Source organism: Dactylosporangium sp. CS-033363 (assembly GCF_050942475.1).
GTDB lineage: Bacteria > Actinomycetota > Actinomycetes > Mycobacteriales > Micromonosporaceae > Dactylosporangium.
Map to the genome: position 1 here is coordinate 4,213,436 of NZ_CP192032.1, position 15,097 is coordinate 4,228,532.

Genomic DNA, 15,097 nt, shown 5'->3' on the forward strand with positions numbered 1-15,097 from the left:
TATTCTGCGTGACCAACTGCTTCGGCCCGGAGGTGCCCGTACGTGCTGATCGCCGAGCGCCGCCGCCGGCTGCTCGAGGAGGTCCGCGACCGCGGATACGCCTCGTTCCAGGAGCTCGCCGGCGCGCTGGACATCTCCGAGTCGACGGTCCGCCGCGACCTGCGCACGCTCATCGACGACGGCCTGCTCGCGGCGACCCGCGGCGGCGTGGGCCCCGTTCCCGCCGAGCCGTCCGAACCCGAGCCGGCCGCCTCAGGTCCGGCCGGACCCGGACCGGCCGAACCCCAGGCCGCCGCCCCGGGCGACCCGGCGCACCGCGAACGCGAGGCGATCGCGGCCCGGGCCGCGGCCCTCGTCGAGCCCGGCAGCGCGATCCTGCTCGGCCCCGGCCGCACGACCACCGCCCTGGCCCGGCACCTGTCCGCCCGCGCCGCCTCGCTCACCGAGCTCACCGTCGTCACCAACTCGATCACCGTCACCCAGGCCCTGGCCGGCGCGCCGCAGATCGAGGTGGTGCTCATCGGTGGAGCGCTGCGCCGTTCGATCGGCGCCGTGGTCGGCCCGATCGCCGAGCACAACCTGCGGGGGCTGCGCGGCGCCCAGGTGTTCCTGTCGGGCGAGGGCGTGACGCTCGAACGCGGCCTCACCACCCCCAACGTCTTCGCCGCCGCCACCGACCAGGCGCTGGCCGCCGCGGGGCGGCGGGTCGTGGTGCTCGCCGACCACGCGAAGCTGGGCCGGGACACGATGTGCCAGACGGTGCCCCCGGACCGGATCGGGGTGCTGGTCACCGGCGCCGACGGGTCCGAGGTGGCGGCGGGCCTGCGCGGCGCGGGCGCCGAGGTCCTCATCGCCGGCGGGCCGCGATGAACCGGGCGGCGGCGTTCGCGCCGGGCGTGCCCCGGCCGGTCGCGGCCACATCCGGGCCGCCGCTGCGGGTGGCCGTGGTCGGCACCGGCGAATGGTGGGGCCGCCAGCATGCCGAGCTGTTCGCCGGGCGCCCCGATACCGAGCTCGTCGCGGTCGTCGGCCGGGACCCGGCGCGCACCGCGGCCCGGGCGGCCGTCTACGGCGCGACCCCGTACACCGACCTCGACGGCATGCTCGAGCGGGAGCAGCCCGGGCTCGTGTCGGTGTGCCTGCCCAACGAGGAGCACTTCGCGCCGACGCTGCGCCTGATCCGGGCCGGCGTGCCGCTGCTGCTGGAGAAGCCGCTCGTCTTCACCGTGGCCGAGGCCGACGCGCTGATCGCCGAGGCGGCGGCCGGTGGCGTCTTCGCCGCCATCAACTTCAACCACCGCTATGCCCGTCCGGTGCGGATGGCGGCCGCGGCGATCGGCGCCGGTGACCTGGGCCGGCTGACCTTCGCCACCTGGCGCTTCGGCGGCGAGGCCGGCACGAGCGCGCATCCGCACGCCAATCTCATCGAGACCCAGTGCCACGGCCTGGACATGCTCGAACACCTCTGCGGCCCGATCGAGTCGGTGATGACCCAGGCGAGCGACGACCTCGGCGCCGGCCACGCGACCCTGGCCGTCGCGCTGCGTTTCGCCGGTGGCGCGGTCGGCAGCCTGCTGGGCAGCTACGAGTCCTCGTACGCCTACCAGGACACGCACCGGCTGGAGCTCAACGGCACCGCCGGGCGGATCGTCGTGCACGACACCGTGCGGCGGTACACCTTCCAGCGCGCCGGCGACGAAACCGCCCAGGTCTGGCAGGCCGGGTACTTCAACGACACCGATCGCGGCTTCCACGCCACCTTCGACCGCCACGTCGACGCCGTGCTCGACGCGCTGCGCCACGGCGGGCCGCCGCCGGTGCCGATCACGGCGGGGCGGCGGGCGGTCGTGCTCGCCGAGGCGGTCATCCGCTCGTCCGGAACCGGCGCACGGGTCGCCGTGCCGGACGGTGCCGCGTGAGCGAGGATCTCGGCGCCGCCGCCCCGCGCCGGCCCGGGCGTCCCGCCAGCATCCGTGACGTGGCGCAGGCCGCGGGCGTGTCGTACCAGACGGTGTCCCGCGTCATCAACAGCCATCCGCGGGTCGCACCGGTGACCCGCGAGCTCGTGCTGCGCTCGATCCGGGAGCTCGGCTTCCGGCCCAACCGCGCGGCCCGCGCCCTCGCCGGTGGCCAGATCGACTCGATCGGCGTGCTGACGTCCAACACGATGCTCTACGGCTACGCCTCCACGATCGCCGGCATCGAGCAGGAGGCCCGCCGCAACGGCCTGTCGATCGGCATCACGGTGCTCGCCGAGCCGCAGCCCGCGGCCGTGCGCGCGGCCGTCGAGCGCACCCTCATGCCGGGCGGGGCGGTGGTCGTGCTCGCCTTCGACCGCGCCGGCGAGCTCGCCCTCGCGGTCGTCGAAGAGCTGGCGCCGGCGCTCGGCGTGCGCGTCGCCGCGGCGCTGCAGAGCCGCGGCGACGCGCCCGATCCGGCGCGGCCCTGGTGCTGGCTGGACGATCGGGTGGCCGCCCGGGAGGCCACCCGGTATCTGCTGGACCTCGGCCATGCCACCGTGCACTACATCGAACTGCCGTCCTCGACCGGCGAGGCGCAGCGCACCGCCGGATGGCGCGAGGCGCTGCTGGAGGCCGGGATCGACCCGCCCGTACCGGTGCCAGGCGGCTGGGACTGCGCCGCGGGCTACCGGGCCGGGCGCGCGCTCGCGGCCGACCCGGCCGTCACCGCGGTGCTGTGCGGCAACGACGACCTCGCCGTCGGGGTGCTCTCGGCGCTGCGCGAGGCCGGCCGGCCGGTGCCGGCGAGCGTGAGTGTCGTCGGGTTCGACGACATGCCGCAGTCGGCCTATCTCGCCCCGGCGCTCACCACGGTGCGGCTCGACTTCGTCGGGCTCGGCCGGGACTGTGTCGCGCTGCTCGACCCGGCGGGCGGCTTCCTGCCGCCCATCCGCCGGGCCGAGCTCATCGTCCGCCGCAGCAGCGGTCCTAGCTGAACTTGGCGACGTTGTCCTTGGTCACCATCTCGGTGCCGGTGTCGACCGCCGCCGACACGGTCTCGCCGCGGGCGGCCTTGACGGCCGTCTCGATGCCGAGGCTGCCCATCTTGGCCGGGAACTGCGCGACGGAGGCCGCCTGGTCGCCCGCCGCGATGGACTTGAGTTCGCCGGGCGAGGCGTCGAAGCCGACCACGACCGGCTTCTTGCCGGACGCCTTGACCGCCTGCAGCGCGCCGGTGATCGGCGGGCCGCAGGCCCCGTAGATGGCGCTGACGCCGGGATTCGCGGTGAGGATGTCCTGGGCGGCGTTGAGGCCCTTGGTCTCGTCGCAGTCGGTGGCCGGCTCGGCGACGATCTTCGCCGCGCCGCCGAGGGCCTCTTTGAAGCCCTTGACCCGGTCGTCGAGGGAGGGGTTGCCGAGGCGGCCCTGCAGGATCGCGACGCTCGCCCCGGCCGGCAGCTGCTTGGCCAGCCACTGCCCGGCGAGCTTGCCGCCGGCGAGGTTGTCGGTCGCCACCACCGAGGATTTCCCGCTCCAGCCGGGGATGTCGTTGTCGATGAGCACGACCTTGATGCCGGCCTTGACCGCCTTGTCGAGCGCGCCCTGCACGTTGGGGCTGGTCGGCGTGATGGCGATCGCCTTCACCCCCTGCGTGATCATGTTCTCGATGATGCCGATCTCGCCCTCGTCGTCCGTGCCGCTCTTGCCCTGGCCGTAGACGACCTCGACGTCGGCGTGGGCGGCGTCGTACTGCTTGACGGCGTCGACCATGGTGTCGTAGAAGTCGACCGGGAACTTCGTGATCAGGCCGACCTTGACGGTCGAGCCGCCGGACGCGCTGTCGCTCGTGGCGTTGTCGCCACAGGCGGCCAGCGGTAATGCCAGCGCCACCGCCAGGGCGGCGAGTTTCGGCAATCGGTGCATGGGGTGTGGGTCCCTCCGGTCAGGTGGTGGCGCCGGCGGGCGGGGTCCCGCCGACGATCAGGGAGACGATGTGCTGCTGGTTGTCCGGCGTCGGCACGGCCTCGCCGACCTTGCGCCCGCGGCGCAGGACGACGGCGCGGTCGGCGATCTCCATGACGTGGTCCATGGCGTGCGACACGACGATCACCGCACGGTCCTCGTCGCGCAGGCGCAGGATCAGGTCGAGCACGCGGCGCGACTCGCGCAGCCCGAGCGCCGCGGTCGGCTCGTCGAGGATCACGATCCCGGCGGCGAACGCGGCCGCCCGGGCCACGGCGATGGCCTGCCGCTGGCCGCCGGACAGCAGCCCCACGCCGGCGTGCTGGTCCGGCAGGGCCACCTGGAGCCGGGCGAGCACCTCGGCCGTCGCCGCGGCCATGGACCGCCGGCGGACCAGGCGCAGCCCGCGCGGCAGCCATGCGGGCCCGGCGTCCTCGCGGCCGGCGTAGAAGTTCGCGGCCGGGTCGAGATTGTCGAACAGGGCCAGGTCCTGGTAGACGGTCTCGATCCCGGCGGCGCGCGCCGCGGCCGGCGAGCCGAGCTCGACCGGTGCGCCGTCGATCTCGACGGCGCCGCTGTCCAGGCGGTGCACGCCACTGATGCACTTGATGAGCGTCGACTTGCCGGCGCCGTTGTCGCCGAGCAGGGCGAGGACCTCGCCGTGGGCCACCGCGAGGTCGACGCCGTCCAGGGCCACGACGGCGCCGAAGCGCTTGACGGCGGCGGTGATGCGCAGGGCCGGAGCCCGGGTGTCAGCGGCGGTGCGGTGCGGCGCGCTCATTGGTGCACCGCCCGGCGCACCTGGAACCGCCGCTCCAGCGAGCCGCGGATCACGTCGAGCTCGACCGCGAGCAGGATGACCGCGCCGATGACGATCGGCTGGATGAAGGCGTCGACGTCGAGCAGGTTCATCGCGTTGCGGATCACGCCGATCATGAGGGCTCCGACCAGGGCGTTGACGACGCTGCCGCGGCCGCCGAGGAAGCTGGCGCCGCCGATGACGACCGCGGCGATGGAGTCGAGCTCGGCCAGTTCGCCGAAGGTCGGCGAGCCGGCGTTGAGGCGCCCGGCAGTGATGCACGCGGCGACGCCGGCCGCGAGACCGCTCATGACGTACACCGACACGAGCACCCCGTTCACGGGTATCGCGGCGCGGCGGGCGGCGTCGGGGTTGCCGCCGACCGCGTAGATCCAGCGTCCCCATACCAGCCGGGTCGTGAGCAGCAGCACGAGGAGGGCGACCGCCGCGACGAGCAGCGTCGAGTACGGCAGCCAGCCGATCGATTCGCCGCCGACGAGCTGGATGATCTCCGGCATGCCCCGGTGCGGCTGCCCGCCGGAGAGCCACAGCGCCAGGCCGTGGGCGACGCTGAGGGTGGCGAGCGTGACGATGAACGGGTGCGGCAGCCGCCCCCAGACCAGCGCGGCGCCGTTGACCGCGCCGACGGCCAGGCCGGTGCCGAGCATCGCGAGCACCACGACGGTGGCCGACGGCGCCGCCTCGAACACCAGCGCTCCGACGACGGCGGCGAGCGCCACCGTCGAGCCGACCGACAGGTCGATGCCGCGGGTGACGATGACGAGCAGCTGCCCGATCGCCAGCACCGCGATCACCGCGCTCTGGGCCAGCACGTTGCCCAGGTTGCGGGTGGTGAGGAAGACGGGGGAGAGGGTCGCGGCCGCCGCGAGGATCGCGATGAGCATGAGCAGCGGCCCGGTGCGGATCAGCCGGAGGGCCATCGTGGGGCCGGCGCCGCCGCGGCGGGGCGGGGGCTCGGCGGCGGTGAGGTCCGGTTCGGTGGTGCTGAGCGCCATCGGCTTCTCCTTCGTCGCGGCGGATGCCGGTGACAGAAGTTGCACGGAAGTGATGAGATGTCTTGATACCCGCGCCGGGCGTTGGCGTCAAGATTCGTCAAAGGAATGCGCGAACGAATGCGGCTAATTGCGGACAGAAGCTGCGTGCTCTGACCGCTCGCGAGCGCGATACATCAGATGAATGATCGAGGCTGCGCGACATTGATCGGCGGACGGAGCCGATGGCGCAGATCGTGGCACGTCCTGACGTCGGCGGGCCGACCGAGCGGCCGTCGAGGGCCATTCATCGGACATCTAGCCCGCCGACACCGGCACCGCTGAAGCAGATCTGCTGGTAGAGCTGCGATACGTCACCGGGACTGGACGCGTCAGGGTCCACCGAGTACAAATACATCAGATGTTCGACGCGACATCTTTGCCGGCGCCCGGTCTGGACGCCGTTCGACGAACCCCTCCTTGGAGCACCGACGGTGACAGAGCTGATCACATCCGTGGAAACCTTCGACGTCCGGTTCCCGACATCGCGCGAGCGCGACGGCTCCGATGCCATGAACCCGTTCCCGGACTACTCGGCCGCCTACGTGGTGCTGCGCACGAGTGCCGGCGCCGAGGGCTACGGCCTCGTGTTCACCGTCGGGCGCGGCACCGAGGTGCAGGTCGCCGGCGTCCGGGCGCTCGCCGCGCTGGTCGTCGGCCGGCCGGTCGACGAGCTGATCGCCGACCCCGGCGCACTGTCGCGCCGGCTGGTCGGCGACAGCCAGTTGCGGTGGCTCGGCCCGGAGAAGGGGGTCGTGCACATGGCCGCCGGCGGCATCGTCAACGCCGTGTGGGACCTCGCCGCCCGCCGGGCCGGCAAGCCGCTGTGGCAGCTGCTGTCGGAGATGACGCCGGAGCAGCTCGTCGCGCAGGTCGACTTCCGCTACCTGCGCGACGCGCTCACGGAACCCGAGGCGCTCGAGCTCCTGCGTGGCGCGCTGCCCGGCCGCACCGGGCGGGCCGCCCGGCTCGCCGAGGAGGGCTACCCGGCCTACACCACCACGCCGGGCTGGCTCGGCTATGACGACGAGAAGCTCGACCGGCTGTGCCGGGAGGCGGTCGGGGACGGCTACCACCTCATCAAGCTCAAGGTCGGCGCGAGCCTCGAGGATGACGTGCGCCGGCTGGGCATCGCCCGGCGGGCGGTCGGCCCGGACGTGCGGGTGGCGGTCGACGCCAACCAGATCTGGGGGGTCGGGCAGGCGATCGCGTGGATGGACCGGTTGCGTGAGTTCGACCCGTACTGGATCGAGGAGCCGACGTCGCCCGACGACATCCTCGGCCACGCCGCGGTGCGCCGCGCGGTCGCGCCGATCCGGGTGGCCACCGGCGAGCACGTGCACAACGCGGTGATGTTCAAGCAGCTGCTGCAGCAGGGGGCCGTCGACGTCGTGCAGATCGACGCGTGTCGGGTCGGCGGCGTGAACGAGAACATCGCGATCCTGTTGCTGGCGGCCAAGTTCGGGGTGCCGGTGTGCCCGCATGCGGGCGGCGTCGGGCTGTGCGAGCTCGTGCAGCACCTGGCGATGTTCGACTACGTCGCGGTCAGCGGCAGCACCGCCGAGCGGGCCATCGAGTACGTCGATCACCTGCACGAGCACTTCGTCGACCCGGTCCGCATCCACCACGGCCGCTATCTGGCTCCGACCGCGCCGGGCATGAGCGGCCAGCTGCGGCCCGCCTCGGTCGCTGCGTTCCGCTATCCCGACGGGCCGGAGTGGGCGGGCCCGGCGGCCGCCGAGCAGGTCGCGGCCACGGCATGACGGGAACGGCGGCATCGGCTCGTACCCGATGCCGCCGTTGTGGTGTTCGGCTACGGTTCCAGCCGCAGCAGGACGCTGCCGTGGACCGGCAGCTTCAGGGCGATGGCGCACTCCGGCCGTCCGAGATCGAGCCCGGTCCACAGGTCCGTGACGGCTGCGCCGGGCCGGACGCCGACCGACGACAGCGGCAGGTCGGCCGCGATCGGCTCCTCCCCGACCGCGAACGCCGCCACATAGCGGCCGCCGTCCGGGGCCTCGGCCGTCCAGACGACGAGGTCGTGCTCGCGCAGCACCTGGCGTGCGTCCCGGCCCCGCTTGAGCACCTCCAGGACGGCGTCGTTGGTGAGCAGCTCGAGCGTGCGCGGGTCGCTGCGCGGCAGGTCGCCGCCGAAGATGAGCGGCGAACGGGCGATGCACCACAGGGTCATGAGCGTGCGCTGCTCGTCCCAGGTGAGCAGCGAGTCGCGGTCGACGCCCCGCTCGGCCCGGATGCCGATCCGGCCCAGCGGCAGCATGTCGGCGTCCGGCCACGTCCCCGGCCCGGCGCAGCCGGCCCAGCGCGCGCAGCGCTCGAACTGGTCGTAGACGTCCGCCCAGCGGTCCCACAGGTCGTCGGAGATCCGCCACATGTCGGCGTGGGCGGCCAGGTGCGGCGCGTGCTCCAGGGACAGCGCCCGGCCGGGCGAGAGGCTCAGCACCATGTCCCGGCCGCAGCCGCGCACGGCGGCGGAGAACGCCGCGATCTCGCGGTCGTGGTACGGGCCGAGCATGTCGTCGACCTTGACGAAGTCCACGCCCCACTCGGCGAACAGCGCCAGCAGCGACGCGTAGTAGGCCGCCGCGCCCGGGTGGTCGTGGTCCAGCCCGAAGTTGTCGGTGTTCCAGTCGCAGGTGGAGCCGCGGTCGGCGACGTCCGCGGCGGTGTACGACGTGCCCAGCACCGGCAGCGACCGCTCGGCGGCCAGGCGGGGGATGCCGCGCATGATGTGCACGCCGAAGCGCAGGCCGAGGGCGTGCACGCGCTCGGCGAGCGGGCCGAAGCCGAGCCCGCCGGCGGCGGAGGGGAAGCGCGCCTCGACCGGCAGCGGCCGGCCGTGCGGGTCGAGGTGCAGCGGCGCGTGGTCGTTGTAGCCGCCGGCGCGGGCGGTGGGCTCGTACCACTGGATGTCGACCACGACGGTGTCCCAGCCGTGCGGCAGCAGGTGGGCCGCCATGAATTCGGCGTTGGCGAGCACCTCCGCCTCGGTGACCGTCGTGCCGTAGCAGTCCCAGCTGTTCCAGCCCATCGGCGGGGTGGGGGCGTTCAAGCGGATCTCCTGTTCGTGTGACCGGTCACACGACGGCCGCGCCGGAACGCCCGGCCGTCCGGAGCCGGGTTATACGGGTTGGTGGTCGGCCTGCCCGGCCAGCGGTGCGCGCCCGGCGCGCAGTTGCTCGCGCACGAAGTCCTCGACCCCGGCCACGTGCACCGCGGCGCGGACGCGGGCGAGCTCCGGGTCCCGGGCCGCGAGCGCGGCCAGGATCGCCCGGTGCTCGCCGAGCGTGCGCCGGGCGGCGCCGTCGTCGGCGAGCTCGCGCCACAGCCGGGCGCGCATCGTCTGCCCCGACAGGGATTCGATGAACGAGGACAGCACCGGATTGCCTGCCGCTTGCACGATCGTGCGGTGGAATGCCCGGTCGTGCTCGAGCAGCGCGTCGTGGTCGAGCGGGTCGGCGTCGAGCAGCAGCTCCGCCCGGTCGAGGATGTCCTGCAGGTCGGTGAGCGCGGACTCGTGCAGGCGGACCGCCGCCTGGGCCGTGGCGTGCGACTCCAGCGCCCGCCGGGTCTCCAGCAGGTACAGCTCGGCGCTGCCCTGATGCAGGTCCATGGTGAACGACAGCGACGCGAGCAGCATGTGCGGCTCGAGGCTGGTCACGTAGGTGCCGTCGCCCTGGCGCGTGTCGAGCACGCCGATGAGCGTCAGGGCCCGCACCGCCTCGCGCAGCGTGCCGCGGGAGAGCCCGAGCGTGGTGGCGAGGTCCTTCTCCACCGGCAGCCGATCGCCCGGCCGCAGCCGCCCGTCGAGGATCATCGCCTTGATCGCGCCGACCGCGTCGTCACTGAGCGCCATTGCGCACCGCCTTTGCCGTCGGGTTGATTCATTCGATGACTGGACGGTGCCGAGGCTAGGGTTGCCGCCGGTCTACTGTCAAGAATGCTGCTCAGCGACCAGAGGTAGCGCGGAGTGATCCTCAATGGTTGGATGACTGGGCCCTCACTGGTTCTCCCCCTTCAAGGCGATCGAGGACGCTCATGCTCTGGTACACCACACCCGCCCGCACCTGGATGGAAGCCCTCCCGCTGGGCAACGGCCGGCTCGGCGCGATGGTCTTCGGCGACGTCGGGACCGAGCGCATCGCGCTCAACGCCGACACCCTGTGGTCCGGCGGGCCGCGCTCGGCCGGTGTCGGCGACGGCCCGCGGGCCCTCGCCGAGGTCCGCCGGCACCTGCTCGGCACCGGCGACCGGGTCGCCGCCGGCGAGGCGTCGATCGCGCTGCAGGGACCCAACAGCGAATCGTTCGAGCCGCTCGGTGACCTGCTGCTGCACATCGGCGCCGAGCCGGGCCCCGGCTACCGCCGCGAGCTGGACCTGGCCCGGGCGGTCAGCGCCGTCACCGGCGACGGCGTGCGGATCGAGGCGTTCTGCTCGGCCCCGCACGACGTGCTCGCCGTCCGGGTGCGCACCGAGCGGCCGGTCGAGGTCGCCGTGCGCTCCCCGCACCCGGACGCCGTGGTGCGCACGGCCGGTGACGGCACCCTGCTGTGCACCGGCCGGGCCCCGGAACACGTGTCGCCGCCGCACGCCGGGCGGACCGATCCGGTGCGCTACGGGGGCGGCATGCGCTTCGCCTACGGCGCCCGCGTCGTGGATGCGGGCCCGGGCGAGGTCGTGGTGCTGGTCGCCGCGGCGACGGCGTTCCGCGGCTGGGACACCCCGCCGGACGAGGACGCCGCCGCGTTGAGCGCGGCCGTCGTGGCCACCCTCGATGCCGCGCCCGGCTTCGAGGAACTGCTCGCCGCGCATCTGGCCGACCACGCCGCGCTGTTCGACCGGGTGCGGCTCGATCTGGGCGCGGATGCCGCGGTACCGACGGATCGGCTGCGGCCCGAGGACCCGGCGCTGGCCGCGCTCTACTTCGATTACGGCCGGTACCTGCTCATCGCCTCGTCGCGGCCCGGCACGCAGCCGGCCAACCTGCAGGGCGTGTGGAACGAGGACGTCCAGCCGTCCTGGAGCAGCAACCTCACCACGAACATCAACGTCCAGATGAACTACTGGCCGGCCCTGACGACCAACCTCGCCGAGTGCCACGAGCCGCTGCTGACCATGATCGGCGAGCTGGCGCAGAGCGGTGCGCGGACCGCCCGCGACCTCTACGGCTGCGAGGGCTGGACGGCCCACCACAACGTCGACATCTGGCGGACCAGCTGGCCGGTGGGGGAGGGCGAGGGCGATCCGATGTACGCGATGTGGCCCATGGGCGGCCCGTGGCTGTGCCGGCACCTGGTCGAGCACGCCGAGTTCGCCGGCGAGGACGCCGGCCGGTTCGCGCCGCTGCTGCTCGGCGCGGCCCGCTTCGTCCTGGACTTCCTCGTCGAGCACGAGGGCCGGCTGGTCATGGCCCCGTCGACGTCGCCGGAGAACACCTTCGTAGACGAGCGGGGCCGGCAGGTCGCCCTCGACGTCACGGCGACCATGGACCGGTGGCTGGTCCGCGAGGTGCTCGGCGCGGCCCGGCCCTTCGCCGGCGACGAGCTTGCTTCCCGCATCGACGCCGCGCTACCCCTGGTGCCGCGCCCGGCGGTCGGGCCCGACGGGCGCCTCGCCGAATGGTCCGGGCCGTTCCCGGAGTTCGAGCCCGGCCACCGGCACGTGTCGCACCTGTACGGGCTGTACCCCGGCGACCAGATCGACGCCACCGACGACCCTGAGCTGGCCGACGCGGCCCGCGCCGCGCTGCGCGGCCGCCTCGAGGCCGGCGGGGGCAGCACCGGCTGGAGCCGGGCGTGGGCGATCTGCCTCTGGGCCCGCCTCGGCGACGGCGCCGCCGCCGAGGCGAGCCTGCGGGAGCTGCTGGCCTCCTACACGGCCCCCAACCTCTTCGACCTGCACCCCCCGCGCATCTTCCAGATCGACGGCAACTTCGGCGCCACCGCCGGCATCGCCGAGATGCTGCTGCAGAGCCACCGCGACCGGCTGCGGCTGCTGCCGGCGCTCCCGCCCGCCTGGCCGGACGGCTCGGTGCGCGGCCTGCGCGCCCGCGGCGGCGTCGAGGTCGACCTCGCCTGGCGCTCCGGCCGGCTCACGGCCGCGACGCTTCGCAGCAGCGCCGACCGGGACGTGCGGCTGGTCCTTCCGCCCGGCGTCGCCGGCCCGGCCGCGGTGCGGCTGACGGCCGGGGTCGCCCGGCCGCTCACGTTCACGACCGACCGGCCGGGAGTCCCCGCATGAACGAGGCCACGCTCGCGATCCACCCGCGCTACACCGTCGGGCCGGTGCGCCCGCGGCTGTTCGGCTCCTTCGTGGAGCACCTCGGCCGCTGCGTGTACGGCGGCATCTTCGAGCCCGGCCACCCCACCGCCGACGCCGACGGTTTCCGCGGCGACGTGCTCGAGCTGGTCCGCGAGCTGGGCGTGACGGTGGTGCGCTACCCGGGCGGAAACTTCGTCTCCGGGTACCGCTGGGAGGACGGTGTCGGCCCGCTCGAGGACCGCCCGCGCCGGCTCGACGGGGCGTGGCGAAGTATCGAGTCGAACCGGGTCGGACTCGGCGAGTTTCAGCGCTGGGCGGCTCGCGCCGGCGTGGAGACGATGCTCGCCGTCAACCTCGGCACGCGTGGCGTCCAGGAGGCGCTCGACCTGCTGGAGTACGCCAACCACCCGGGCGGCACCCGCCTGTCGGACGCGCGGGGCGGGGAGCCCTACGACATCCGCCTGTGGTGCCTGGGCAACGAGATGGACGGGCCCTGGCAGACCGGGCACAAGACCGCCGCCGAGTACGGCCGGCTGGCCGCCGAGACGGCCCGCGCCATGCGCTTCCTCGACCCGGGCCTCGAGCTCGTGGCCTGCGGCAGCTCGCACGCCGCGATGCCGACGTTCGGCGCCTGGGAATCCACCGTGCTGGAGCTCGCCTACGAGCAGGTCGACCACGTCTCCGCGCACGCCTACTACGAGGCCGACCCGGACGACCCCGGCGGCTTCCTGGCCTCCGCGGTGGACATGGACCGCATGATCGAGGCGGTGACGGCCACCGCGGACGCCGTGGGGGCGCGGCTGCGCAGCCGCAAACGGCTCACGATTTCGTTCGACGAGTGGAACGTGTGGTACCAGAGCCGCCTGCCGCAGTGGCTGCCGGCGGACTGGACCGAGGCGCCGCCGATCAGCGAGGACGCCTACACCGCGGCCGACGCGGTCGTGGTGGGCAACCTGCTGATCTCGTTGCTGCGCCATGCCGACCGGGTCGCCGCGGCCTGCCAGGCGCAGCTGGTCAACGCGATCGCCCCGATCCGCGCCGAGCCGGGCGGGCCGGCCTGGCGGCAGAGCATCTTCCATCCCTTCGCGCTGACCGCCCGGCTGGCCCGGGGCGAGGTCCTGCGGGTGGCGATGGACAGCCCGGACTACGACACGGCCCGCTACGGCCGGGTGCCGGTGCTGGACGCCGTGGCCACGCACGACCGGGACGCGGGCGAGGTCGCGGTGTTCGCGGTCAACCGCGACCGGGCCCGGCCGTTGCGGCTGCGGCTCGACCACGCCGCCTTCGCGGGCCATCGCGTGACCGGTCACACGACCCTGGACGATGCCCTGCCTGGCGCGACGAACAGCGCGGATGCGCCGGACCGGGTCGCGCCGCGAGCGGTCCCGGTCGGCCCGGACCTGGTCCTGCCGCCCGTATCGTGGAACGTCATTCGGCTTGCCAGAAATCGGTCATAACGGTTAGTCATTCGATGAATCGAAGGGCCTGTGCGACCGTCACGGAACAGATACCTGATGAACGTTGACAGGCCGAAGGCAAAGATCTAACGTTCGGTGCAGTCGTCGGATGAATTCAACACCCCGGATTCGCCGATGTGAACGCTCACACACTGCGTGACGGTGTCACCCCCCTCGTATTTCCCGTCGCATGCACGCGGTGTCGCGCCATGATCGGCAGAATCGGCGCGGGCACCCTGCTGAGATCGTCAAGAAAGGCACCTGATGGCTCTCACGACTGTCGTTGGCCGGCGCCGCTTCCTGGCCGGCGGCGCCGGCGTCGCGGCCGGCACCGTCCTGCTGGCCGCCTGTGGCTCACCGGGCGAGGACAAACCGGCCGCCGGCGCGGGCGAGCAGGACGTCGACAAGCTGGTCCTGCTGACCAACGCCGACGACCCGACCGCCAAGCCGATCGCCGAGAAGTGGAACGCGTCGAACAAGGTCAAGGTCGAGGTGCGCCAGACCGACTCGTCGACCTACTCCGAGAACTTCCCGCGCATCGCGACCGCGTCCGACGCGCCGAACATCGCCGGCTTCTTCATCGACGGCGGGCGCTTCACCGACCTGGCCAAGGGCGGCAAGCTGCTGGACCTCACCGCCTTCTGGGAGAGTTCCGGGCTCAACGCCAACGTGCCCGACCTGGTGAAGAAGAAGTATCTGGAGTTCACCGGCGACGGCAAGGTCTACGGCGCGCCGACCAACACCAGCCGGTACGGCTGCCTGTTCTACCGCAAGTCGGTGCTCCAGGTGGCCGGCGTCACCCCGCCCAAGGACCACGTCTGGGAGTCGGAGGCGGAGTGGAACGCCGCCTGCGACAAGCTCAAGGCGGCCGGCATCGAGCCGATCAGCGTCGGCGGCAAGGACGGCTACCCGCTCTCGCACCTGCAGGACGGCCTGCTGTCGTCGGTCATGCAGCCCGACCAGATCAACTCGCCGCTGACGATCGACTACACCTCCAAGGAGTGGCGGGCGCCGATCGAGAAGCTGGTCGAATGGAACACCAAGGGGTACTTCTCCCGCGGGTTCCTCGGCCGCTCCACCGACCAGGGCAACACCCTCTTCGGCCAGAAGAAGGTCGGCTTCTCCACCGGCATGAACGTGTGGCAGCCCCTGGTCGTCAAGGCCGGCACCCCGCTGGAGGACCTCGACTGGTGCCTGCTGCCGCCGATCGGGCCGCTGCCGGCGAAGATGTCCGTCTACGCCGGCGGCGGCGTCGTGATCCCGGCCATCGCGGCGGGGCACAAGCAGGCCCTGGAGTTCATGAAGTACCTCGTCTCGCCCGAGGCGGCGCTGGAGTCGGCGAAGATCGGCCAGGCCGTCCCGGCCCGCACCGACGTGCCCGGCCTGGTCGAGGCGCTCGGACCGATCGGCGGCTCGATGGTCACGTTCGCCAACCAGAAGGACCGCTCGCAGTTCGGCTGGGACGACCCGGCACCGACCGACATGATCACCTACGATCGCACCAACCTGCAGGCCGTGCTCGCCGGCACGCTGACCGTCGACGCGTTCTGCGGGGAGCTTGAGAAGCTCAAGGCCAAGAAGCGCTGA

12 protein-coding genes are annotated in these 15,097 nt (G+C 73.1%); 7 read left to right on the plus strand and 5 right to left on the minus strand.

Going from position 1 to position 15,097, the window contains the following annotated elements:
• Positions 1 to 42 precede the first annotated feature (42 nt).
• Genes ACQPZ4_RS19530 through ACQPZ4_RS19540 form a run of 3 tightly spaced genes read left to right on the plus strand, consistent with a single transcriptional unit; the run spans position 43 to position 2,956 of the window.
• Positions 43 to 870: a DeoR/GlpR family DNA-binding transcription regulator gene (locus ACQPZ4_RS19530; RefSeq protein ID WP_433062931.1), complete on the plus strand. Its 828-nt coding sequence runs from the start codon at positions 43 to 45 to the stop codon at positions 868 to 870.
• Entirely contained in the window at positions 867 to 1,919 is a 1,053-nt protein-coding gene (locus ACQPZ4_RS19535; protein WP_433062934.1) for a Gfo/Idh/MocA family protein, read from the plus strand. Before ACQPZ4_RS19530 ends, ACQPZ4_RS19535 begins: the two co-directional genes overlap by 4 nt.
• Entirely contained in the window at positions 1,916 to 2,956 is a 1,041-nt protein-coding gene (locus ACQPZ4_RS19540; RefSeq protein WP_433062937.1) for a LacI family DNA-binding transcriptional regulator, read from the plus strand. The genes ACQPZ4_RS19535 and ACQPZ4_RS19540 overlap by 4 nt, the downstream gene beginning before the upstream one ends.
• Here ACQPZ4_RS19540 and ACQPZ4_RS19545 read toward each other — a convergent pair.
• Genes ACQPZ4_RS19545 through ACQPZ4_RS19555 form a run of 3 tightly spaced genes read right to left on the minus strand, consistent with a single transcriptional unit; the run spans position 2,949 to position 5,738 of the window.
• Positions 2,949 to 3,884 (minus strand): sugar ABC transporter substrate-binding protein, encoded by a 936-nt coding sequence (locus ACQPZ4_RS19545; RefSeq protein ID WP_433062939.1) that lies wholly within the window; start codon positions 3,882 to 3,884, stop codon positions 2,949 to 2,951. The genes ACQPZ4_RS19540 and ACQPZ4_RS19545 overlap by 8 nt on opposite strands.
• Positions 3,885 to 3,903: 19 nt before the next feature.
• Entirely contained in the window at positions 3,904 to 4,704 is an 801-nt protein-coding gene (locus ACQPZ4_RS19550; protein ID WP_433062942.1) for an ATP-binding cassette domain-containing protein, read from the minus strand.
• The gene (locus tag ACQPZ4_RS19555) at positions 4,701 to 5,738 is read right to left on the minus strand and encodes an ABC transporter permease (RefSeq protein ID WP_433062945.1); all 1,038 of its coding nucleotides are present in this window, start codon (positions 5,736 to 5,738) and stop codon (positions 4,701 to 4,703) included. Before ACQPZ4_RS19555 ends, ACQPZ4_RS19550 begins: the two co-directional genes overlap by 4 nt.
• Before the next feature lie 470 nt (positions 5,739 to 6,208).
• Here ACQPZ4_RS19555 and ACQPZ4_RS19560 point away from each other — a divergent pair, with 470 nt between their 5' ends.
• Positions 6,209 to 7,537 (plus strand): enolase C-terminal domain-like protein, encoded by a 1,329-nt coding sequence (locus ACQPZ4_RS19560; protein ID WP_433062947.1) that lies wholly within the window; start codon positions 6,209 to 6,211, stop codon positions 7,535 to 7,537.
• A 50-nt stretch (positions 7,538 to 7,587) separates the two neighbouring features.
• Here ACQPZ4_RS19560 and ACQPZ4_RS19565 read toward each other — a convergent pair whose 3' ends face one another.
• Together ACQPZ4_RS19565 and ACQPZ4_RS19570 are read right to left on the minus strand one after the other, a co-directional pair.
• Positions 7,588 to 8,844 (minus strand): glycoside hydrolase family 27 protein, encoded by a 1,257-nt coding sequence (locus ACQPZ4_RS19565; protein WP_433062950.1) that lies wholly within the window; start codon positions 8,842 to 8,844, stop codon positions 7,588 to 7,590.
• Positions 8,845 to 8,913: 69 nt separating this feature from the next.
• The gene (locus ACQPZ4_RS19570) at positions 8,914 to 9,648 is read right to left on the minus strand and encodes a FadR/GntR family transcriptional regulator (RefSeq protein ID WP_433062953.1); all 735 of its coding nucleotides are present in this window, start codon (positions 9,646 to 9,648) and stop codon (positions 8,914 to 8,916) included.
• 182 nt (positions 9,649 to 9,830) lie between these two features.
• Here ACQPZ4_RS19570 and ACQPZ4_RS19575 point away from each other — a divergent pair, with 182 nt between their 5' ends.
• From ACQPZ4_RS19575 to ACQPZ4_RS19585, 3 genes are all read left to right on the plus strand, one after another.
• Entirely contained in the window at positions 9,831 to 12,032 is a 2,202-nt protein-coding gene (locus tag ACQPZ4_RS19575; RefSeq protein WP_433062955.1) for a glycoside hydrolase family 95 protein, read from the plus strand.
• Entirely contained in the window at positions 12,029 to 13,510 is a 1,482-nt protein-coding gene (locus ACQPZ4_RS19580) for an alpha-N-arabinofuranosidase (RefSeq protein ID WP_433062957.1), read from the plus strand. The genes ACQPZ4_RS19575 and ACQPZ4_RS19580 overlap by 4 nt, the downstream gene beginning before the upstream one ends.
• Positions 13,511 to 13,774: 264 nt before the next feature.
• Entirely contained in the window at positions 13,775 to 15,097 is a 1,323-nt protein-coding gene (locus tag ACQPZ4_RS19585; RefSeq protein WP_433062960.1) for an ABC transporter substrate-binding protein, read from the plus strand.